Source organism: Rhodococcus sp. SG20037, assembly GCF_031763325.1.
In the GTDB taxonomy this organism is placed as follows: Bacteria; Actinomycetota; Actinomycetes; order Mycobacteriales; family Mycobacteriaceae; genus Rhodococcus_F; species Rhodococcus_F qingshengii.
Genome location: NZ_CP134497.1, coordinates 5128925 through 5149567, shown reverse-complemented (window position 1 = coordinate 5149567; position 20643 = coordinate 5128925). Strand labels below are relative to the sequence as shown.

General features: G+C 62.7%; 23 protein-coding genes. 12 read left to right on the top strand and 11 right to left on the bottom strand.

The features are described from left to right. Positions 1-36: 36 nt before the first annotated feature. The 6 genes from RHP72_RS23600 to RHP72_RS23575 form a co-directional block, all read right to left on the bottom strand. Positions 37-225: a helix-turn-helix transcriptional regulator gene (locus tag RHP72_RS23600; RefSeq protein ID WP_003940277.1), complete on the bottom strand. Its 189-nt coding sequence runs from the start codon at positions 223-225 to the stop codon at positions 37-39. Continuing rightward, complete coding sequence (locus tag RHP72_RS23595; RefSeq protein ID WP_030535224.1) at positions 225-644, bottom strand: hypothetical protein; 420 nt, start codon at positions 642-644, stop codon at positions 225-227. The genes RHP72_RS23600 and RHP72_RS23595 overlap by 1 nt, the downstream gene beginning before the upstream one ends. 90 nt (positions 645-734) lie before the next feature. Continuing rightward, positions 735-1253 (bottom strand): GNAT family N-acetyltransferase, encoded by a 519-nt coding sequence (locus RHP72_RS23590; RefSeq protein WP_064073442.1) that lies wholly within the window; start codon positions 1251-1253, stop codon positions 735-737. A 19-nt stretch (positions 1254-1272) separates the two neighbouring features. Next, positions 1273-2151: an SDR family oxidoreductase gene (locus RHP72_RS23585; protein WP_007733788.1), complete on the bottom strand. Its 879-nt coding sequence runs from the start codon at positions 2149-2151 to the stop codon at positions 1273-1275. Further along, positions 2148-3680, bottom strand: coding sequence for an NAD(P)/FAD-dependent oxidoreductase (locus RHP72_RS23580; RefSeq protein WP_311093892.1), 1533 nt, complete (start codon positions 3678-3680; stop codon positions 2148-2150). Before RHP72_RS23580 ends, RHP72_RS23585 begins: the two co-directional genes overlap by 4 nt. A gap of 13 nt (positions 3681-3693) precedes the next feature. Next, the gene (locus RHP72_RS23575; protein ID WP_042451435.1) at positions 3694-4698 is read right to left on the bottom strand and encodes a patatin-like phospholipase family protein; all 1005 of its coding nucleotides are present in this window, start codon (positions 4696-4698) and stop codon (positions 3694-3696) included. 130 nt (positions 4699-4828) lie between these two features. Here RHP72_RS23575 and RHP72_RS23570 point away from each other — a divergent pair, with 130 nt between their 5' ends. After that, a complete protein-coding gene (locus tag RHP72_RS23570; RefSeq protein ID WP_030535226.1) occupies positions 4829-5419 on the top strand; it encodes a TetR/AcrR family transcriptional regulator in 591 nt (196 codons plus the stop codon). Here RHP72_RS23570 and RHP72_RS23565 read toward each other — a convergent pair. After that, positions 5355-6479 carry an alpha/beta hydrolase gene (locus tag RHP72_RS23565; protein ID WP_256519831.1) on the bottom strand — a complete coding sequence of 375 codons (1125 nt, stop codon included), beginning with the start codon at positions 6477-6479 and terminating at the stop codon, positions 5355-5357. The genes RHP72_RS23570 and RHP72_RS23565 overlap by 65 nt on opposite strands. Before the next feature lie 19 nt (positions 6480-6498). Between RHP72_RS23565 and RHP72_RS23560 the strand changes: the two genes are divergently transcribed. From RHP72_RS23560 to RHP72_RS23550, 3 genes are read left to right on the top strand one after another with little or no spacing between them, the layout of a single operon-like run. Further along, positions 6499-7263 carry an MBL fold metallo-hydrolase gene (locus RHP72_RS23560; RefSeq protein WP_003940355.1) on the top strand — a complete coding sequence of 255 codons (765 nt, stop codon included), beginning with the start codon at positions 6499-6501 and terminating at the stop codon, positions 7261-7263. Further along, positions 7260-7919 (top strand): alpha/beta fold hydrolase, encoded by a 660-nt coding sequence (locus RHP72_RS23555; protein WP_311093891.1) that lies wholly within the window; start codon positions 7260-7262, stop codon positions 7917-7919. Before RHP72_RS23560 ends, RHP72_RS23555 begins: the two co-directional genes overlap by 4 nt. A 50-nt stretch (positions 7920-7969) precedes the next feature. Next, positions 7970-8521 (top strand): SRPBCC family protein, encoded by a 552-nt coding sequence (locus RHP72_RS23550; RefSeq protein WP_003940599.1) that lies wholly within the window; start codon positions 7970-7972, stop codon positions 8519-8521. A 4-nt stretch (positions 8522-8525) separates the two neighbouring features. Here RHP72_RS23550 and RHP72_RS23545 read toward each other — a convergent pair whose 3' ends face one another. Continuing rightward, positions 8526-9596 carry a LacI family DNA-binding transcriptional regulator gene (locus tag RHP72_RS23545; protein ID WP_285182049.1) on the bottom strand — a complete coding sequence of 357 codons (1071 nt, stop codon included), beginning with the start codon at positions 9594-9596 and terminating at the stop codon, positions 8526-8528. A gap of 159 nt (positions 9597-9755) precedes the next feature. Between RHP72_RS23545 and RHP72_RS23540 the strand changes: the two genes are divergently transcribed. Then, positions 9756-10928: an acyl-CoA dehydrogenase family protein gene (locus tag RHP72_RS23540; RefSeq protein ID WP_311093890.1), complete on the top strand. Its 1173-nt coding sequence runs from the start codon at positions 9756-9758 to the stop codon at positions 10926-10928. Beyond that, complete coding sequence (locus RHP72_RS23535; protein ID WP_003939934.1) at positions 10925-12073, top strand: CaiB/BaiF CoA-transferase family protein; 1149 nt, start codon at positions 10925-10927, stop codon at positions 12071-12073. Before RHP72_RS23540 ends, RHP72_RS23535 begins: the two co-directional genes overlap by 4 nt. Before the next feature lie 54 nt (positions 12074-12127). Here the strand turns inward: RHP72_RS23535 and RHP72_RS23530 are convergent, their stop codons facing one another. Next, positions 12128-13129: an NADP-dependent oxidoreductase gene (locus RHP72_RS23530; RefSeq protein WP_208690269.1), complete on the bottom strand. Its 1002-nt coding sequence runs from the start codon at positions 13127-13129 to the stop codon at positions 12128-12130. 111 nt (positions 13130-13240) lie between these two features. Between RHP72_RS23530 and RHP72_RS23525 the strand changes: the two genes are divergently transcribed. Both RHP72_RS23525 and RHP72_RS23520 read left to right on the top strand, forming a co-directional pair. Then, positions 13241-14164 (top strand): alpha/beta fold hydrolase, encoded by a 924-nt coding sequence (locus RHP72_RS23525; RefSeq protein ID WP_208690270.1) that lies wholly within the window; start codon positions 13241-13243, stop codon positions 14162-14164. Continuing rightward, on the top strand, positions 14161-14592 hold the full coding sequence (locus RHP72_RS23520) for a nuclear transport factor 2 family protein (protein ID WP_003940510.1): 432 nt from the start codon (positions 14161-14163) through the stop codon (positions 14590-14592). The genes RHP72_RS23525 and RHP72_RS23520 overlap by 4 nt, the downstream gene beginning before the upstream one ends. Before the next feature lie 18 nt (positions 14593-14610). On the opposite strand, the gene RHP72_RS23515 is transcribed toward RHP72_RS23520, so the two are convergent. Continuing rightward, a complete protein-coding gene (locus tag RHP72_RS23515) occupies positions 14611-15384 on the bottom strand; it encodes an SDR family oxidoreductase (protein WP_208690271.1) in 774 nt (257 codons plus the stop codon). A gap of 209 nt (positions 15385-15593) precedes the next feature. Between RHP72_RS23515 and RHP72_RS23510 the strand changes: the two genes are divergently transcribed. Next, positions 15594-16505 carry a hypothetical protein gene (locus RHP72_RS23510; RefSeq protein WP_311093888.1) on the top strand — a complete coding sequence of 304 codons (912 nt, stop codon included), beginning with the start codon at positions 15594-15596 and terminating at the stop codon, positions 16503-16505. Here RHP72_RS23510 and RHP72_RS23505 read toward each other — a convergent pair. Further along, entirely contained in the window at positions 16493-17104 is a 612-nt protein-coding gene (locus RHP72_RS23505) for a phosphoribosylanthranilate isomerase (protein WP_054825155.1), read from the bottom strand. The two genes, RHP72_RS23510 and RHP72_RS23505, sit on opposite strands and share 13 nt — an antisense overlap. 69 nt (positions 17105-17173) lie before the next feature. On the opposite strand from RHP72_RS23505, the gene RHP72_RS23500 reads away from it, so the two are divergent. The 3 genes from RHP72_RS23500 (at position 17174) to RHP72_RS23490 (ending at position 20519) form a co-directional block, all read left to right on the top strand. Continuing rightward, positions 17174-18475, top strand: a complete 1302-nt coding sequence (locus tag RHP72_RS23500) for an alpha/beta hydrolase-fold protein (protein ID WP_311093887.1) — start codon at positions 17174-17176, stop codon at positions 18473-18475. Positions 18476-18566: 91 nt separating this feature from the next. Beyond that, entirely contained in the window at positions 18567-19796 is a 1230-nt protein-coding gene (locus tag RHP72_RS23495; RefSeq protein WP_007733810.1) for an acyl-CoA dehydrogenase family protein, read from the top strand. Positions 19797-19922: 126 nt separating this feature from the next. Next, positions 19923-20519, top strand: a complete 597-nt coding sequence (locus RHP72_RS23490) for a CatB-related O-acetyltransferase (protein WP_037125853.1) — start codon at positions 19923-19925, stop codon at positions 20517-20519. The last annotated feature ends 124 nt before the right edge of the window (positions 20520-20643 follow it).

The following is a 20643-nucleotide window of genomic DNA, read 5'->3' as shown; positions in this document are numbered from 1 at the left end:
GCAGCTCGACTGATCTTCCGTCAGTTCGAGTCGGCGTCAGCTGGAGAAAATGTCGTCTACGCGTTTGTCGAAGTATTCGGCGATTCGGAACGCCAGTGACAGACGCGGGTCGAAGTGTCCCTTCTCGATCGAGATGACGGTCTGGCGTGTGATGCCGAGCGCGTCGGCGCACGCTTGCTGTGACAATCCGGCTGCCGTACGAAGTTCTTGAAGGTTGTTGCGCATCAGATCTCGTCAGATCTCGAATGTGGGGTGCGGTCCCTCGACACTGCCCAGTACCGGATTCCGAAGTCGGCCAGACCGAGGGCTGTAAACATTACGAGCGGCAGTTCGGGAGCGCCGAAGACATTGTGCGCGATCAGCGCGATCCCCATGGCAGTGATCAAGTCGGTGAACGCGCCGAAGCCGGCCTTGCGACTCCATTCTGTTTCGACGGTGTCCTCGGGGTAGGCGGGGGCCTTGTCGTTCTCCGATGGAAAAAGGGCCCACGCCGACCCGATACAAGCCGGTGCCATGACGATTGCGAAGACGATGAAGGCCAACGTCTTCCGATCATCGGCGGTCAATGCTGCAAAAAAGCTGAAGGCTAGCGTTGCTGCGACGCCGATACCGATGATCAGGCTCCACCGTGCCGTGGTGCTCATGAAGCCTCCCAGGTGTAAGAGTTCTTTGACATGCCTGAGCGTAGGTCTACGTGCGCTGGATGTCAAAGAACTCTTACATCGCGCTGAGGGTCAAGCGACCCCGAAAGGCGTTGCGTATGAAAACTTCCCCGTCTGATCGGGGCGGTGCGTGGTGAGGGTCCTGATCTGAAAGTGCTCGCCCCACTCGGCTTCCGGAGACTCGATCCCGGCGTCCGTGCTGGTGACGAACCCGAACTGCGGGTAGTACTCGGTGCTGCCCAGGAGGGCGAGCAGTGGCACGTCCAGAGCGTCGGACGCACCGATCACCGCGTGCATCAGCGCCGAACCGACGCCGCTGCGTTGGTTGTCCGGTGTGACTGCCAACGGGCCGAGGCCAACCGCCTCAACGGGACCGACCCATCCGCGTGTTCCGATTACGAAACCAACGATCTCATCACCGGCGACGGCGACAAGGGACAACTTCGGTAAGTAGTCGTTCGAGGCGAAGAGCTGACGTGTCAGTTCGATCTCGTAGGGAGACTCGCCGGGCGGCGCTTGGTCGGCAAACGCCGCCCCGAGCAGTGAATAGATTGCGTCACGGTCGGAAGAAGTTTCGCGGCGGATGTACATGGCCACGAAACTACCCGCTTCATCTCCGATCGTGCTCCTCGTTTTCGGCCTGACGTGCCACTCGCTTTTCGTAGTCCGCACGCCCGTTCGGATCTACCGATGTCAGCGCGCGGCGATCGTCGATCACCCGGCGTCCGATGTTTATCATCCATTCGGGTACTACAGCGTCGATGAGGTCCCAGCCCGCAAGGTAACGCGGAACAGTAGTTTCGGCTCGCCGGTGCGCGACCGTGTCGACGACAGCTTTGGCCACGACCTCGGGTTCAACCGTCGGCATGCCCTTTCCGAGTGGCACACCGGAGGAGAGCCCGGTGCGCACCGCGCTGGGCAGGATGGCGCTGACGCTGACGCCGGAATCTGCGAATTCGACACGAGCAGAGGCGGAAAGGCCCACCGCACCGAACTTGCTTGCGTTGTACACGGCCATTCCTGGCACCGGTAGCTTGCCTGCCATGGATGCGATGTTGACGACGTGGCCGCGTCGCCGATCCACCATGCCGGGCAGCACGGTGCGCATCCCGTGAATCGGGCCCCAGACATTGACGTCGAGGGTTACTCGACTGGTGGCGTCGGACTCGTCGAGGAAGCTGCCGAGCGGCATCACGCCCGCATTGTTGACCAGAATGTCGATGTGACCGAATTCGCCGATCACTGTGGAGACGAACACATCCCAGGATTCGCGTGAGGTGACGTCCAGAGCGTACCCGCGGGCCCGTGCGCCGATGGATGCGGCGGTGTCGACGGCCGTCTCCTCGTCGAGGTCGCCGACGCAGACGAGTGCGCCGCGAGCTGCGAACAACTCCGCTGTGGCCCGGCCGATTCCGCGGCCACCTCCGGAGATGACGACGACTGCTCCGTCGAGATCGATCGGCGGGTAGGTGGTGCCGAAAAGGCTCATGTGGTGTACTCCGGTTCGGGGGTGGTGGTGGGCTCAGCGGCGGTGTCGTCTGACGCAGGGTTGTCGGACAGCGTGTGGTTGTAGGCGTATGGATCGAAGGCCCGTAGCCGTCGACGCATGGCTCCTGACGACCACGGCCAGTTGAAGCTGTTGCGGCCGTTGACGTCGAAGAAATAGCTTTCGCAACCACCGGCGTTGTAGACCGTGGTACCCAATGCCTCCTGAACTTGAGAGTTGAAGGCTGCCTGTACTTCCGGGCGCACGTCGATGGTTTTCCAGCCGTGCCGACGAGCGTGGCCGATCGCCTGTGCCACATAGTTCAGTTGGGCTTCCAGAATCATGAAGGCCGACGTGTGTCCGGTGCCGAGGCTCGGGCCCAGCAGAATGAACGCGTTGGGGAATCCGCTGACGGCGGAACCGAAGTACGCCCGCGGGCTTCCCTGCCAATGATCGTCAAGTGATCGACCTTCTCCGTCGAATACCTTTGATGCAATGGGCATGTCGAGGATGTGGAAGCCCGTTCCGAAGATGATCGCGTCCACTTCCGATTCCACTCCGTCGGCTCCGATCACGGTGTTGCCGTGGATCTCTTCGACTGCGTTGGCATGGACGGTCACGTTGGGTCTGCCGAGGGCCGGGTAGTACGAGTTCGACATGAGTAGTCGCTTGCAACCGAGGGTGTAGTCGGGAGTCAGCGCCTTGCGTAGCTTCGGATCGCGCACCTGCAAGCGCAATTGGGCCGACCCGAGTTTCTGCACGATACGCAGGATCCACGGATAGCGGAACCCCAATCCAAGCGCTTCCATGATTCCGTATTCGATGCTGCGTAGAGCCTTGTGCGCTCCCGGTACGAATCGCATGACGGACCTTTCGATCCGCGGTACGTAGTGATCGGGTTTGGGAAGGACCCATTGAGCGGTGCGTTGGTAAAGGTGAAGGGCGGACACGTCGGAGACGATGCGCGGCACGAATTGGACTGCGGAAGCGCCGGTACCTACGACGGCGACGCGCTTTCCGATCAAGTCGTAGTCGTGATTCCACTGCGAGGAATGAAACACCTCGCCCTCGAACGTTTCCAGCCCGGGGATCGCCGGCGTCAAGGGTTCGTTCCACGGGCCGGCGGCGGCTATCACGAAACGAGCAGTGAGTTCACCGCTGGAAGTTGTGATTTTCCAGAGTGATTGCGATGCGTCCCACTGTGCGGAGAGCATTTCGACCCCGAAGCGAACGTGCTTGTCGACCCCGTGGCGGACGGCCGTGTCCTCGATGTACTCGCGGATCTCCGGCTGCTCCGCGAACAGTCGGGTCCAATCCGGATTGGCGGCAAAGGAATACGAGTACAGGCCGGACGGGACGTCGCAGGCGCAACCGGGATAGGTGTTGGCGCGCCAGGTGCCGCCGAGGGAGTCCGCTTTCTCGAGCAGGACAAAATTGTCGATCCCGAGGCGCTGCAGGTGAATTGCTGCACCGATCCCGGAGATCCCGCCACCGATGATCACGACCTCGAAGTGGTCAGTTCTGTTGTTCACTGAGTCTGCGCTTTCACTGGTGGGACGGGGTGGAGTGGAACGGGCGCGCATCGAGTTCGCGTTTCACGCTCGCACGTGTTGTACGTAGGGATGATTCGAAGGTGGCGAGCCGCCGTCGGCCGTCCATGAAGTTGGCGCCCATGACGGCGAGATCGTCGTCGGTGGCGTCTATGCGCAAGACCCTGGTTCCCGCAGCGCGCACCAGTTCGATTTCCCGGTCGAGGCCCTTGGACATGGAGTTCCGCAGGGCGCCGCGTTCGATACGGGCGGCGCCGCGCGCCGGCTTCAGTGTTCGAGATGCCATGGGCGCCAGTACAACCAGCTCGTCGAGTTCGAGGGGGAGCAGGAGGTCTACCGATGCCGTGGACGCCGCGCCGCCGTCGATGTACCTGACGCCGTCGATGGTGACAGGTGGGAACCAGCCGGGAATCGCCCAAGACGCTCGAAGCGCTTCACCGACTGTCGCTTTCGGAGCCCCCTGTGCCCCGAACGCGACCCGTCGCCCGGTTCTGTAGTCCATGGATACCATGTACGCGCACGGATGTGGGAGCCACGAATCGCCAGGGGCAAGAGATTCGGCGAGCGTGGTGAGCCAGGACGGGTCGCCGCCACCACGCGGTGCGATACCGCTCATCCGGCTCAGAACGGGAAGATCTCGACGCGTCACCAGTCGTGGATTGCCGATCCCTAAACTCGGAAGTGGCGGGATTCTTCCGGGCGCCGATGCTGTGTGGGCGAGGAGTTCGGGACGTGCGGCGGGCTCTCCGAGTTGCATGGCTACCAACTCGTCGACGCCGACTCCGCTGCCGAGCATTGTCACGAACTCGGCTCCGGCGGACGTGCCGATGATGGCGGTGGCTTCGCGGGGATCCCAGTCGAGGGCGTCCCGAACCGAGGCGAGGGCAGCAACGGTCCAGGCGAACCCGAGGGTGCCGCCGCATCCGATTGCCAATCCCCGTCTAGGCGCGCTGTGTCGTCCGGACCCGGGCGCGGTGGTGCCGGTCACTTCTGAAGTCATATTTCGGAGACTATCAGTATCTGAATAACGTGGGTACCCCAAATTTGGGTTTCGGGAGTGCGCCTGCGGTGCGCTTCCGGTATTCGGCTACCGTTGGAATCTCGATACTCAGAACCGCGAGGAGGTTCCGATGGCGCGATTGACCAGGCAGGAAGCGCAGGCGATGACCCGCGAGACCTTGTTGGCGACGGCCGTCGAACATTTCCTCGATCGCGGGTACGCCGCCGCGTCGCTCGATCAGATCGCCGAGGATGCCGGTTATTCCAAAGGTGCGGTGTACTCGAACTTCAAGAACAAGGACGAGTTGTGCGCCGAGGTGCTCGGCCGAATCAGGTTGACCAAGGTCGGCGAGATCACCTCACAGCTCGGAGCCAATTCGACGCTCGACGACGCGGTGGCCGAGTTCGCGCGATGGGCCGAGCGAACCATCGGGGACAAGAGATGGACGTTGCTCGAAGTCGAGTTCTCGGTGCGATCGCGGCACAGCGAAGAGATCCGCGAAAAGATCGCGACGGGTGCCGATCAGGTGCGCGGATTGATTGCCGGAGTGGTGCAACATCTTGCCGAGTCCAACGGCGTGACGCCGGCACTGGACCCGAACGCCGCGGCACTGCGCATACTCAGCGTCGGAATCGGTTTGGGGCTACAGCGTGCGATCAGCCCTGAGCTGCCGGTTGATCCGCTGGTGGATACGTTGCGGGAGATTTTGCTGGGTGGGTGAGTAGAACGCGGAGCATTCCGCCGATCTCGGCGACGGCGGTGCGCGAACCCACGCTCGGTCCCAGAACGTTGACGAAGCCGTGGATGAACCCGCGATAGCGTCGATCGGTCACGTGAACACCGTTGTCGCGCAATCGAGCTGCGTAGGCTTCGCCTTCGTCCCGGAGTGGATCGAATCCCGCCGTGATCACGATGGCCGGCGGCAGTCCGGTCGCGTCGGGGGCGCGTAGCGGCGACACCATCGGATCGAGTCGATCGGCATTGCTGCCGAGGAAGCTGGACTCGTAGAAGTTCATGTTGGCCTCGGTCAGGAAGAAACCTTCACCGAACGTCGTTCGCGAGGGGGCCTTCTCGTGAAAGTCGGTCGCGGGGTAGATCAACAGCTGCGCCGCCGGTGGGGTCTTGCCGTCGTCGCGGGCACGCAGCGCGACCGTTGCGGAAAGATGCCCGCCCGCGCTGTCGCCCCCGACAGCGATGCGCGTCGGGTCTGCGCAGAACTCGTCGGCGCGGTCGACGATATCGAGGTAGGCGGCGTAGGCATCGTGTACCGGTGTGGGGAAAGCGAATTCGGGTGAGAGCCGGTAGTCGACCGAGATGACCCGTGCGCCGGAGGTTTCGGCCAACAGGCGGCACGGGGCATCGTGGGATTCGATGCTGCCCTGTACCCACCCGCCGCCGTGGAAGTAGACGAGCAGAGCGCCGGTGTCGGCTGTCGGGACGTAGAGCCGGGCGCGAAGCGGGCCGTCGGCACCCGAAACGGAGATCTCCTCGGTGTGGACGGGCGTGGGCCTGCCGCCCATCATGATCGCGGTTCGGGTGAGATTGGCGCGAGCAGCGGCGAGTGACTGGGGATCGGCTGAATGCGAGGGGAGTGGCCGCGTCCTCGCGAGCGTGAGCAGAAGGTGTGCGTCGGCGTCGAGCGTGTTGCCCTCGATGACGACGGGTGGTCCGGTGATTCGACGTTTCACCGCGCTGGGCAGTGCGAATGCGGCTGCCACCAAGGATGCTTCGGCGCGATCTCGAATGCTGCGGCTGCTGGCCTGCTTCACGGATTCCGACACGTGGCGCAGACTACCAAGCATGACTACTGCGGCACTGTCGATCACGCAGATCGAGAACACACATCTGGTTCGGTGCGGTCACGCCAATTGGGTCCTGGTCGAAGAGGGGTCCGATCTGACCTTGATCGACGGCGGATATCCGGCCAACGGCACCGACGTCGAACGCTCGATCGAACAGATCGGTCACCAGCTCGGGGATGTTCGGGCAATTCTCGTCACTCACGCGCACATCGATCACATCGGTGGGATCGCGGACATCGTGACTCGGCTCGAAGTTCCGGTCCTGATGGATCCGTTGGAAGTGCCTCATGCGAAGAGGGAGTATCTGCAACAGTTGTCGCCGGCCGGAGTTCCGTTGCTGTTGTGGCGGCGAGGTGCTCCGAAATGGCTTCGCGACGTGATCGGAGTCGGCGCGTTGAAAGGTGCGGAACTGCCTCGGGCACAGTCCTTTGCGTCCGGTGGTGCGCTGGACGTTCCCGGTCGGATCGTGCCGATTCCCACTCATGGGCATACCGACGGCCACAGCGCTTACCTTGTTCCCGACGCAGGAGTGATCGCGTCGGGTGACGCTCTGGTGACCGGACACGCGACGTCGAGCGTCGCCGGACCACAGTTTCTGGTGTGCCCCTTCAATCATGACCGTGAAGCGACCGACCAGGCGTTGGACAATATCGCCGCTGCACCTGCCGGCGTGCTGTTTCCCGGACACGGTCCGGTTTACGAGGGCAGCATGACTGCCGCGGTCGAACAGGCCCGAGCGGGCCGGACAAGGATGCGTCCATGACTACTGTCGAAACGGTCGACGAAGGTGCGGTGCACGGTTTCCTTCATCGACCTGCATCTGTGTCCTTCGCGTCGCCCGTCGCCACGCTTGCACTGACTCACGGCGCGGGAAGTAACTGCGACACCGTGCTGTTGCGTGCTGTTGCCGACGGCTTTGCTGCGGCAGGAGTGCAAGTTCTGCGCTTCGATCTCGCGTTTCGGGTGCGTCGAGCTTCGGGGCCTCCGCATCCGTCGCGTGCTGCAGAGGATCGCGCGGGCATTGCCGAGGTGATTGCTGCTGTTCGCAAGGACTACTCGGTGCCCGGACCCGTTCTGCTCGGCGGACATTCGTACGGCGGTCGGCAGGCGTCGATGCTTGCGGTGGAGAACCCGGGACTTGCCGACGGCCTGGTCCTACTCTCCTATCCACTGCATCCACCGAAGAAGCCCGAGAAGCTCAGAACCGAACACCTGCCCGACCTGAACACACCGACCGTTGTCGTCCACGGATCGAAGGACGAGTTCGCGACAACGGAGGAGATGCGGGCAGCACTCGCCTTGATTCCCGCCGCGACGCGTCTGGTGGAGTTCGAAGGAGCTCGACACGACTTGTCCGTGGTGAAATTTCCGGTGGTGGAGGAGACAGTCGCGGCCGCATCGGCGGTGTTTGCGTTCTGAACGCCGAGCGGGCGGTTGCCCGTGTCGGTGGTTCCTGGTGAGATCGAACCATGAGTGCCCAGCCGTATCAGCCCAGTGCCCTGTCCGACGTCACGGTGAGCGTCGACGGTGACGACACAGTCGTCAGCTTTCCTCGGGTGCTGCCGTATTCCGTCGAGAAGGTGTGGGAGGCGATCACCGACCCGGAGATGTTGGCGCAATGGACGCCGTACACCGCCGATCGGAATCTGAGCCGTACCGGTGATGCGGTGATCACCATGCTCACCGAGGACGGCGCCCCCGAAATGTCGCTGCCGGTCACCGTTCACGTCGTGGAGACCACTCGGCGGCTCGAACACGAGTGGGGCCCGGACGAATTGGTGTGGGACCTGACCCCGATCGAAGGCGGTACCCGCGTCGTGCTGACGCAGAGGTCGCGCGCCGAGGGGATGGCGTCGGCGCTCGCTGCGGGGTGGCATCTGTGCTTCGACGTACTCGATGCCCTTCTGGCAGGCGAGCCCTTCGGGCCGATCGTGGGTGAACGGGCGCGCGAGTACGGCTGGGACGCACTCAACTCCGGTTACGCGCGACAGTTGGGCATCGACGAATCTCAGGTCTGGTAGCTGCTCAGAGTTTGTGACTGGCAGGCTTTCTGGTGGAGGCTCGCGCGATCAGTTCGACGGGAAGTTTCACGGATTCGACGTTCTTGCCGGAGATCAGTGCGAGTAGGTGCTCGAGCCCGGTCGCACCGATCTTTCGAGCGGGGGACCTGACCGTCGTCAGGGGCACCGGGAGTTGGGAGACAACCGGAATGTCGTTGTAGCCGACCAACGCAAGATTGTCGGGAATGCTCAACCCGAGATCACGGGCCACACCGAGTACGCCGATCGCGATGGTGTCGCTCACCGTGAAAACGGCGTCAGGGCGCGTGTTCCCGCTGAGCAGCGTGGCCGCCGCATCGACGCCCCCTTGAACTTCGAACTCGGACGCCACTATTCGGTTCGGCGGCAGTTCCAGACCGGCTTCGGTCAGGGCGTCGCGGAAACCCGCGACGCGTTCCCGCGACGTGCTGGCGTGATCCGGCCCCGCGATCACTCCGAGATCGCGATAGCCGCAGTCCAGTAGATGCCTCCCCGCGAGGTAGCCGCCGAGGCGGTCGTCGCCGCTGACAAAGGGAAGGCTTCGGTTGACGGATGACGTCGCCGAGTCGATGTGCCGGTTCAGCAGCAGGATCGGCAGTGAGCGCAGGGGGAGCGAGTCGACGAAATCGGTACCCGGCAGGTGGATGCTGCTCAGCATGAGACCGTCGACCTGTCGGCTCACCAGGAACTCGACCGCTTTGCGTTGCGCTTCCAGATCGTCGGGCGGGCTGGAGAGCAAGACGGAGTACCCGGCTGCGGTGGCGGCTTCCTCGATGCCTTGGAACATGGTGGCCACTACAACGTCTGTCAGTCTCGGCATCACGACGCCGATAGTGGTGGTCTTGCGGGTACGCAGGCTGGCCGCCCACAGGTTCGGTTGGTAACCGAGTTCCTCGGCAACCTGACGAACTCGGAGTGCGGAGTCGGACCAACCGTCGGCGGGCTCGGGCTGACGGAGGACCCGCGACGCCGTCGAGATGTGGACCCCGGCCTGGTCGGCGATTTCGCGCAGCGTCGGCGGACGGCCGTTGCTGCGGTTCGACGGATCGGGCGTCATCTGCGTCGTGGCTCCTGGTCTGCGTCGGTTCTGAGTTGGTTCGGTGTCGGTCGGCAGTTCGGGGATTGACGGGTGCGCAACCGGGCTCTACTCTAGGCGATGCAAACGATTGCGCAATCGTTCTCGCAAAGGATTGCGCCCGAGAACACTGGAGGCCCCGTGACCACGCCGCAGTCCCTGTCCGAGCTTTTTGCCATCGACACCCTGCTGGACGCCGAGGAGAACGCGATCCGCGACACGGTCCGCAAGATGGTCGACGATCGCATTCGCCCGCACGTAGGTGAATGGTTCGAAGCGGCAGCACTGCCGGCTCGTGAGCTGGCAAAGGAACTGGGCGCGCTCGGCGTACTGGGCATGCACCTCGAGGGCTACGGCTGTGCCGGGATGAGCGCCACGGCGTACGGGTTGGCCTGCCAGGAACTCGAAGCTGTCGATTCGGGCATTCGCAGCCTCGTCTCGGTCCAGGGCTCGCTCGCCATGTTCGCGATCCACCACAACGGAAGTGAAGAGCAGAAGGAAGAATGGCTCCCGCGAATGGCGGCGGGTGAAGCCATCGGCTGCTTCGGTCTCACGGAACCCGATTTCGGATCCAACCCCGGCGGTATGCGAACCAACGCCAAACGCGACGGCGACGACTGGATCCTCAACGGCACCAAGATGTGGATCACCAACGGCTCCATCGCGGACGTCGCCGTGGTCTGGGCTCGAACCGACGACGGCGTGCGCGGATTTGTCGTTCCCACCGACACTCCGGGATTCTCCGCCCCCGAGATCAAGAACAAGATGTCGCTCCGGGCGTCGGTCACCTCGGAACTGGTGCTCGAGGACGTGCGTCTGCCTGCCTCGGCGATGCTGCCCAAGGCTCGCGGACTGTCCGGCCCGCTCGGCTGCCTCAACGAGGCACGCTTCGGCATCATCTTCGGGGCAATGGGTGCAGCACGTGACTGCCTCGAGACTGCGATCTCATATGCACGTGATCGCAAGGTCTTCGACAAGTCGCTCGCCGCGTATCAGATCACCCAGGCCAAGATCGCCGACATGGCAGTCGAATTGGGCAAGGGGCAGTTGCTCGCCATCCACCTCGGGCGCCTCAAGGACGCCGGGACGGTTCGCCCCGAGCAGGTCAGCACCGGCAAGCTCAACAATGTCCGCGAGGCCATCAAGATCGCCCGTGAATGCCGAACCATTCTGGGCGCCAACGGCATCACGCTCGAGTACCCCGTGATCCGGCACGCCAACAACCTCGAATCCGTTCTCACCTACGAGGGCACGTCCGAGGTTCACCAGCTCGTGATCGGCCGCGCTCTCACCGGTGAAGAAGCTTTCCGGTGACGGCAGACGCTGTCGGAGCGCTCGACGGGTTGGTGATCGCTGATTTCGGCCGCGTCCTCGCCGGTCCGTACGCCACGATGATTCTCGCCGACCTGGGTGCCGAGGTCGTCAAGATCGAGCGGCCGGGTGTCGGGGACGACACTCGCAGCTGGGGCCCACCGTGGGTGGGGGACGAGTCGAGCTACTTTCTGTCGGTGAACCGCAACAAGAAGTCGGTCACTCTGGACCTGCGCGAGCGCGAGGATCTGGAGAGTGCACGCGAGCTGGTTCGCAATGCGGACGTCGTGGTGCAGAACTTCCTGCCGGGAACGATGGACCGTCTGGGGCTGGGCTACGACGCTGTCCGAGAAATGAATCCGCGTGCGGTCTACTGCTCGATCAGCGGCTTCGGTGGCAACAACTCTCTGCCGGGATACGACCTGTTGATTCAGGCGGTCGGCGGATTGATGAGTATCACCGGACCCGATCCCAAGACTCCCACCAAGGTCGGTGTCGCGGTGGTCGACGTCATCACCGGCCTGCATGCCAGCGTGGGAATCCTTGCAGCGCTGCGCCATCGCGATCGCACAGGCGAAGGGCAGCACGTCGAGGTCAATCTGTTGTCCTCGTTGCTGTCCGCACTGGCCAACCAGTCGTCCGGCTACGTGGCCGCGGGCGTGGTGCCGCAGGCAATGGGCAACCGGCATCCGAGCATCGCACCATACGAGGTATTCGACACCGCGGACCGTCCGCTGGTCCTCGCGGTCGGCAATGATCGGCAATTCAGTTCGTTGACAGAGGTTCTCGGAGTTTCCGAACTTGCCGCTGATGCGCGTTTCGCGTCCAACAGCGACAGGGTTGCGCATCGAGAAGAACTGTTCGACGCCGTCACTGCTGCATTGGCCAAGGGCTCTGCGGACTCGTGGTTCGAGGCACTGACCGAGCGAGGTGTTCCGTGTGGGCCTCTCAACGACATCGCCGACGCGATAGCGCTGGCGGAACGGCTGAATCTCGATCCGGTGGTGTCCATCGACGACCCGCGTCGCGATGCACCGACTCGGCAGGTAGCCAATCCGATTCGGATGAGCGGCACGCCGGCAACCTATCGGTCGGCCCCGCCGCGGTTGGGGGAGGACAGCGTTCCCACTCCGTCCGGAGTCAGTTGACCCAAGCGAATCGGCCACCGGAATACCGGTGGCCGATCTGCGTGTGTGGCCGACTCAGCTGACCTTCAAGACCAGCTTTCCGGTGTTCGCTCCGGCGAAGAGAAGATTGAGGCTGTCGCCGAACGCGTCGATACCGCCGTCGACGACGTGCTCGCGAGCAGTCAATTCGCCACTCTTGATCCACTTTCCGATCTGCTCTTGTGCTTCTGCGTAGCGATCGAGGTAGTCGAAGACCACGAAGCCGGCCATCGTGGCGCGGTTGACGAGAAGTGACAGGTAGTGAGCAGGGCCTGGCTGAGGTTCGGTGGCGTTGTAGCCCGCGATGGCGCCGCAGATGACCACCCGAGCGCCGAGGCGCAGACGGGAGAGAGCGGCGTCGAGAATTTCTCCGCCGACGTTGTCGAAGTACACGTCGATACCGTCGGGAGCGTGGGACTTGAGCGCCTTGTATACGGATTCGTTCTTGTAGTCGATGGCGACATCGAAGCCGAGGTCCTCGGTGAGCCACGCGCACTTCTCCGGACCGCCGGCGATGCCGATGACCTTGCATCCGTGAAGCTTTGCGATCTGGCCGACCAGACTGCCGACCGCACCCGCGGCACCGGACACGACGACGGTGTCACCGTCTTTCAGCTTTCCGACGTCGAGTAATCCGAAATACGCAGTGACGCCGGGGAAACCGAGAGCGCCGAGCCAGGTCGGCAGGGGAGCGATCGATTCGTCGACCCGAGTGACGTCTGTACCGTCGGAAACGCCGTACTCGGAAGCGCCGAAGGATCCGGCCACGATGTCCCCGACCTGGTAATCGGGGTGCTGTGATTCGGTGATGCGTCCGACGCCGTGGGCGCGCATGACGGAACCGAGCTTGACCGGCGGAACGTACGACTTGACGTCGTTGAGCCAACCGCGCATCGCGGGGTCGAGGGAGAGGTATTCGACCTTGACGACAAACTCGCCCGGTCCGGCGGACGGGATCTCGGCATCGACGTATTCCCAGGTGGAAGCGTCGGGAAGTCCTGTCGGGCGGGCGGCGAGGCGTACTTGGCGGTTGGTCATCTCTCCCCTTCGGCGAAACGAATTGAACTTGAGGCCGGATTCAATATAGGTGATGGATCACGAACTGGGAAGAGTTGGATGAACCGATTGACGACTATGTATGTTCGATCGATGAGCAATGTGGTCGAAGACGCGCCTGGTTGGTTCACTCGGGCGTTGGCAGCGCCGGTCGAGACGGGGTCGGTGGAGGTCGAGGGTGCCTCGGTGCACTTTCGGGCTTGGGGGCCGGCGGGGCCGGGAATCGTGCTGATTCACGGCGGCGCAGCCCACAGTCGCTGGTGGGATCACATTGCGCCGCAGTTCGCCGAGGGGCGCCGCGTCGTCGCTCTCGACTTGACGGGCCACGGCGACAGTGACACTCGCGACGCCTACGCGATGTCCCAGTGGGCTCGCGAGGTGCTGGCGGCGGCCGAGGCAGGGGGAATCGACGGCAAGCCGATTCTGGTGGGGCACAGTATGGGTGGGATTGTTTCTTTCGTGGCCTCGCATCTGCATGGCGAACTGTTGGACGGGGTTGTCATCATCGATTCTCCGCTCAAGGCGCGTACGCCCGAAGAGGAGGCGGCTCGACGCCAGAATGCGTTCGGCCCCAAGAAGGTTTATCCCACCGGGGAAGACGCGATGGGCCGTTTCCGCTTCGTTCCGCCGCAGGATTCGGGTCTGCCTGCGGTGCGTGACCATGTGGCGGCCACGTCGATGGAGGAAGTCGAGGGCGGTTGGTCGTGGAAGTTCGATCCGAATTTCTTTCTCCGAGTAGGCGCCGAAGATGTTCTCGACAGCGAACCACGTTGCCGCGTAGCCTATTTCCGAGCTGAGAACGGCATCGTGTCCGATCGACTCATGGAGCACATGCGCGGATTGTTCGGACCGGAGGCCATCGTGGCGGAGATTCCCGAAGCCGGACATCACGTCATGATCGATCAGCCGTTGCAACTCGTGACCGGGGTGCGAACTGTGTTGAGTGCGTGGTCCGTCGCAAGTCAAGTGCCGGTAGATCAAGCGGCAGGTAACGTCGAGGGAAGGGTAGAAGCATGAGCACGGAATTGACGCTCGAACCGAAAGTCGAAGCTGCACTGAAGTTGTGGCACACCATGATCGAAACCGGCGATCTGTCGGCGCTACCGACGATCGTCGCGCCCGACGCGCAGTTCCGATCGCCCACGGGATTCAAGCCGTACCAGTCCGCGGATGCCGTTGTGCTCATTCTCAATACGGTGATCCAGGTGTTCGAGAACTTCGAGTACCACCGTCAGTTCGCCGGAGCCAACGGTCGGCAGGTCGTGCTCGAATTCAGTGCGAACATCGGCGATAAAAGTCTCAAGGGAATCGACATGGTCGAATTCGACGAGGACGGCAAGATCGTCGATTTCGAGGTCATGGTGCGTCCGGCCAGCGGGCTCGCGGCTTTGGCTGCCGAAATGGGTAAGAGGCTCGGCCAGACGCTACCGACCTACAAAGCCTGAATTGAGTCCGGCCAAGGCTCAGTTCGTACTGAATCCGCCGTTGGAGTGAAGGAGTTGTCCCGTAATCCAGCCTCCGGCGTCGGACATCAGAAACCGAACGAGGTTTGCAGTGTCGCCGGGAGTACCCAGCCGGCCGGCAGGAGTCTGGAGGGTTGTGGCCTGTCTGATCTCGGGTGTCATCCATCCTGTGTCGATAGGTCCTGGGTTGACGACGTTGGCTCGTATGCCGCGTGATCCAAGTTCGACTGCGGCGGCGATGACGATGCGGTCGAGAGCGCCCTTGCTGGCCCCGTACGGAAGATTGTGGGCCGCATGGTCGCTGGTGAGTGCGATGATCCGCCCGGCCACCTGACTGACGTCGCGCTGTTCCGGAAGCCGTTCAGCGAACGCTTTGATCAGCAGCCAGGAGGCGCGAGCGTTGACGGCGAAATGTCGTTCCCAGCTCTCGACGGTGGTATCGAGGATCGAGCTGTCGACGCTTTCGCAATGTGAGAGCACCAGCCCACGGAGGTCGTTCCGCGCTGCGGCAGCGTCAACGAGCTGATCGGCCACGTCGGGCGAGGCCAGATCTCCGGGAACGAGGTCGACACGGCTTCCGAGTGCGCGACACTTCTCGGCAATGTCTTGCGGATCGTGCGCTCCGCGCCCGAACCCGACGCGTTCGTCGTAAGGCTCCCAGTAGCCGATAGCCAGATCCCAACCATCCTCGGCAAGGCCCAATGCGAGGCTCGCTCCGATCGACTTGCTCCGACCGACACCGGTGATCAATACGGTCCCGCGCTCGTCAGACACTGCTCGCCTCCAGAGATGTCCTGCAATTCAAATGGGGTGAGGTCACTTCAGATGGAAGCATCACTGTAGCGGGCGAGCTGTCGCCTGTATCGAGCGAGCTGTCGCCGTGCCTCGACCTGACCTGTGTCTTGACACGGCGCTGGTCACAGCGTTTGACTGAGATGCAAGCTCGAGTTGATTCGCCGGACTGTGTCCCGGGAGGTTGACCTATGCGCGGCAAGGGAATTGCAGGCAAGGCTTTCTCAAACGAGGGCTGTAGACGTGGAGCACGGTCTCATCGCGGGACCGTCTCGGTGCTGGCTTTGGTTGGGGTGTGCGTACTTTCGTGTGCCGCCACTCAGATGGCCGGCGCGCAACCCGTTGCAGACACAGTCGATACCGGGTTCGTGATCCCATTTGCTGGGGCGCCTGGCTACGAGAGCGTCGCGCCCACGCAGATGACTACTCCGGATCAACTCAACCAGCTACTCGGTCAGCAGACTGCGGAAGAGATTGCCGCGCAGATCGGACTCGAGCCCGCTGACGCTTTGACCGAGGAGCAGTATCGCGATCTCATCTCCGGCGGAGGGGTCGGCGGAAATCGCGAGGACGCCGCGGTGATCGACGAATGCGCCGGGATTCTCACCAATACGAACGGGCGGCCCCTCTATTCCGGCACGACGCCGTCGGTTCTGGCCAGTTACGGGTTATACGTGAATCCAGACGGATTGCTGGAGAGTCCGGCCAACGCGGATGCGCCGACGCGACAGGTGAATACGCTGATCGCCCCTGGCGGTTTCGTGGGCACCTGGTTGCGCAACAACGGTGCGACGCACACTCTGATTGCGCTCTATCAGTCGGCATACACGGTGCAGGCAGTCTACGGATTTGCAGCGCAGCAGATTTCGGGAGCAGCGCAGCTGGTGACCAACACCAAAGGCGATGTGAGTTCGGAAGTCGGCATGTCGATGGCGCCGCCGCTCTGGATAGTGAACTTCGCACTGCTCTACATCTTGAAGCCGTCACTGGCGGCAGCGATGCCTGCACATTGGGCTCCCATTCCGCCGGCCGTTGCCGACGCCGTGAAAGCGAGTCCCACCGGTCAAGTCGCTTTCAGTGACTACGCGTCCTATTTCGAGTGATCGGTCTGCCGGACAGCGCTGACGAACTTCTCGATCAACGTGTGGTCCTTGACGCCGCGGGAGGATTCGACGCCGCTGGAGACGTCGACGCCCCAGGCGCCGGTGGCATCGAGTGCGTCGCGAACGTTGTCCGGGGACAGTCCGCCCGCCAGGATCCACTGGCCTTGCGGGCGCGATTGCTGTTGGGCCCAGTTCCACGGCACCCCGGATCCGGCGTCTGCGCCGTCGATCAGGAGTTCGTCCTCGCCGAGGTCGAGATTGTAACCGTCGCGGACGTTGCTGGAGACGACCGCGCGGATGACGGTGAGGCCGGCATCGTGCAGCCGCTGCACTTGCTCGGCGTCGACAAGATCGTGAACCTGTACGGTGCGAAGCCCGGTGATCTTCGCGATCTCGAGGATCTGATCGATCGGGTTGCCGAGAAAGACTCCGATTGCACGGATGTGATCGGGAACTCGCGCGAGCAGAGCGACTGCGAGTGTGGGGTCGACTTTGCGGACGCTCTCGGCGAAGACGAAACCGATGGCGTCGACGCCCAGGCCCACCGTGAGGTCGACCGTGTCAACGTCGCGTAGGCCACAGACCTTGATGAATGTCACCTGATACAGAGTACTAGCGTCGTCGTCTAGCCTCGTGCGTGCGACATTTCTACGCGCGAGAGGCTTGACGTGGACTGGCTCTACCGAATCAGTTTGATCTCGGGATCGCTGCCGGTGATCCTGACTGTCCTTGGGGTCCTGGGTGGTGTGTGGCTGCTCGGTTCGAACGTGCGCTGGTACTACCGCAGAGCGGTGCCGATCGCGGGGCTGATTGCGCTGGTGATCATGATCGCCGTGTGGATCACCGTCGAAAAGGTGATCGTGCCGTTCCCCGATCCCATCGAGATGTCGATCTACGTGTGGATCGGAATCGGTATCTACGCGTTGCTACTTCTCGGGCCGCGAATCAAGGCGGGCGGAACCGTCGCGAAAGCGCTCCTGTCCGTGATCGCGACGGTTCTGGTCGTCATCACTGCCGCGACGCAGATCAATCTGGTTTTCGCCGCGTATCCGACTGTGGGAATTGCGTTCGGACACGACGATTTCGACCGCATCTCACTCAGTGAAGTTCCCGGTCCGACCGATCCTGTTGTCACCGGCGATCCCACCGACACTGTGTGGAAAGCGCCGGAGGGCATGCCGATTCGCGGACGGGTCACGACTTTGCCTGTCCCCGGGACGATTTCAGGATTCTCCGCGCGCGACGCGCAGGTATATCTGCCGCCGTCGTACTTCACCAATCCGCGTCCGCTTCTTCCCGTGCTCGTGCTGATGGCAGGTCAGCCTGGCAAGCCCGAGGACTGGCTCCAGGGCGGAAAGCTGACCGCGACAATGGATGCCTTTGCACGAGATCACGAGGGGTTGGCCCCAGTCGTCGTGATAGCCGATGGAACAGGGTCGCAGATGGCCAATCCGCTGTGCACCGACTCGTCACAAAGCAAGGTCGGCACGTATCTGGCAAAGGACTTGCCCGCTGCGGTGGCGAATGCGTTCCAGATCGACACGAATCCGCGAGCGTGGGCAATCGGCGGGCTCTCCTACGGTGGCACCTGCTCACTGCAGATGGCGACCAATTACCCCGAGGTGTACCCGACATTCCTCGATCTGTCCGGTCAATTGGAGCCTTCGCTCGGTGACCGACAGCGAACCGTCGACGAGATATTCGGCGGCGACGAAGCGGCGTTCGTGAAGGTGAATCCGATGGACCTGCTGGCGACTCGGAAGTTCCCGAACTCGGGCGGAGTGTTCGTCGTCGGAACAGATGACAATGAGTTCAAGCCCGGTCAGCAAAAGGTGTACGAAGCGGCCAAAGCGGCCGGAATGGACGCCAGGTACCTCGAGCTTCCCGGTGGTCACAGCTTTTCGGTGTGGTCGGCCGGCGTCGAGCAGGAGCTGACGTGGATCTCGCAGCGAATGGGACTGATCAGCTGAATCCTGTTCCGGTTTTGGAACGTGTTCTATATTCGGTGTGTGGCTGTCGTTCGGCAGTCTCTCGATCGTTCACCGACTGGAGTTCAGGCACATGTACGAGTGGTCCGACACCGACCTGATGTTCCGCGACGCCTTGCGGGGCTTTATCGACAAAGAGGTGCGACCTCACGTCGACGAGCTCGAAAGCGGTGCGCTGCCGCCGTTCGACATCATTCGCAAGCTGTACTCGACCTTCGGTCTGGCCGACATGGCACGCGAGGGCCTCGAGAAGTCGCTGGCACGCGAGCGCGGCGATGCGCCCTCCGGTGACGGTGAGAAGTCGAGCGCCTTCAGCGGCGCCGGCAGCATGGGCGTCGTGCTCAACAGCGAATTGGCCGGAGTCAGCCTCGGCCTGGTCGCATCGTTGGGTGTCAGCCTCGGATTGGCTGCCGGAACTATCCGCAGCCGCGGCACACTCGCGCAGAAGGAACGCTGGCTCCCCGGCCTGGTGACATTCGAGACCGTCGGCGCCTGGGCGATCACCGAACCGGACTCCGGCTCGGATGCCTTCGGCGGCATGAAGTCCTACGTACGCCGCGACGGCGACGACTACATTCTCAACGGCAACAAGACCTTCATCACCAACGGTCCGTACGCCGACGTGATGATCGTGTACGCAAAGCTCGACGAGGGCGATGCGTCGGTTGATCGTCGCGATCGCAAGGTGCTCGCCTTCATCCTCGACAAGGGCATGGAGGGTCTCACCCAGAGCCCGCCGTTCAAGAAGATGGGCATGAACTCCTCACCCACAGGTGAGCTGTTCTTCGACAACGTCCGCATCACCAAGGACCGTCTGCTCGGCGAGACCGAGGACAGCGGAAAGTCGGACGGCAAATCCAGCGCCAAGGAGAGCTTCGCCGCCGAACGCATCGGCATCGCGTCGCTCTCACTGGGCATCATCAACGAATGCCACCGTCTGAGCATCGAATACGCGAAGTCCCGCAAACTGTGGGGACGTGAGATCGGGCAGTTCCAGCTCATCCAGCTCAAGCTGGCCGAGATGGAGGTCGCTCGAATCAACGTGCAGAACATGGTCTTCAACGCGATCGAACGTACCGCGGCCGGAGACAAGGTGAGTCTCGCGGAGGCGTCGGCGATGAAGCTGTACTCCTCGCGCGCAGCGACCGAGGTCGCGATGGAAGCCGTGCAGCTGTTCGGTGGAAACGGCTACATGGCCGAGTACCGAGTCGAGCAATTGGCGCGTGATGCCAAGTCGCTCATGATCTATGCGGGCAGCAACGAAATTCAGGTCACCCATATCGCCAAGGGTCTCCTGGGCTGACACCGGTACGTTTTCGCTTGTCGGTCGATCGCAGCAGGAACCAGATAGTCTTGCTGCGGTCGGCGACACCGCGCCGACGGATCGGAGTAAGCAGTGAACGCGCCGGATCCCACCAATGTTCATCCGATGGCCGGGCAACCGCGAGTGGTGTTGCTGAGGCCGTTGATCGACAACCCGTTGATCGAGGTAGGGGAGTACACCTACTACGACGATCCGGAGTTCGCCGAAGAGTTCGAGACTCGAAACGTGTTGCATCACTACGGTCCCGACAAACTGGTGATCGGAAAGTTCTGCGCCCTGGCCACCGGTGTCACCTTCATCATGAACGGCGCGAACCATCGTATGAACGGTGTCTCCACCTACCCGTTTCCGATCATGGGCGGTGATTGGGCCAGGCACATGGATTTGGTGCAGGATCTGCCGTCACGCGGTGACACCGTCGTCGGGAACGACGTGTGGTTCGGCGGGAACGTGACAGTCATGCCCGGTGTCCGGATCGGTCACGGGTCGATCGTGTCCACTGGCGCCGTCGTAACGCGCGACGTCCCGGACTACGCAATTGTCGGCGGCAACCCGGCAACGGAGATCAAGCGCCGCTTCAGTGCCGAAGACATCGAGAAGTTGGTGCGAATTGCGTGGTGGGACTGGCCGATCGAGAAGATCACCCGCCACGTCCGGGTGATCTCGGACGGGAGTGTCGCGGAACTCGAAGCGGTCGAGTGATCTCCGCGCCCGCTAGTTCGTTCGTGTGAGCGAGTAGTTCCGGACATAAAGCAGGGCGGCCGCGAGAAGGCCGACGGCAAGACCTGTTGCGGTGAAGGTGATCAGGTTCGGCTCGAGGTCGAAG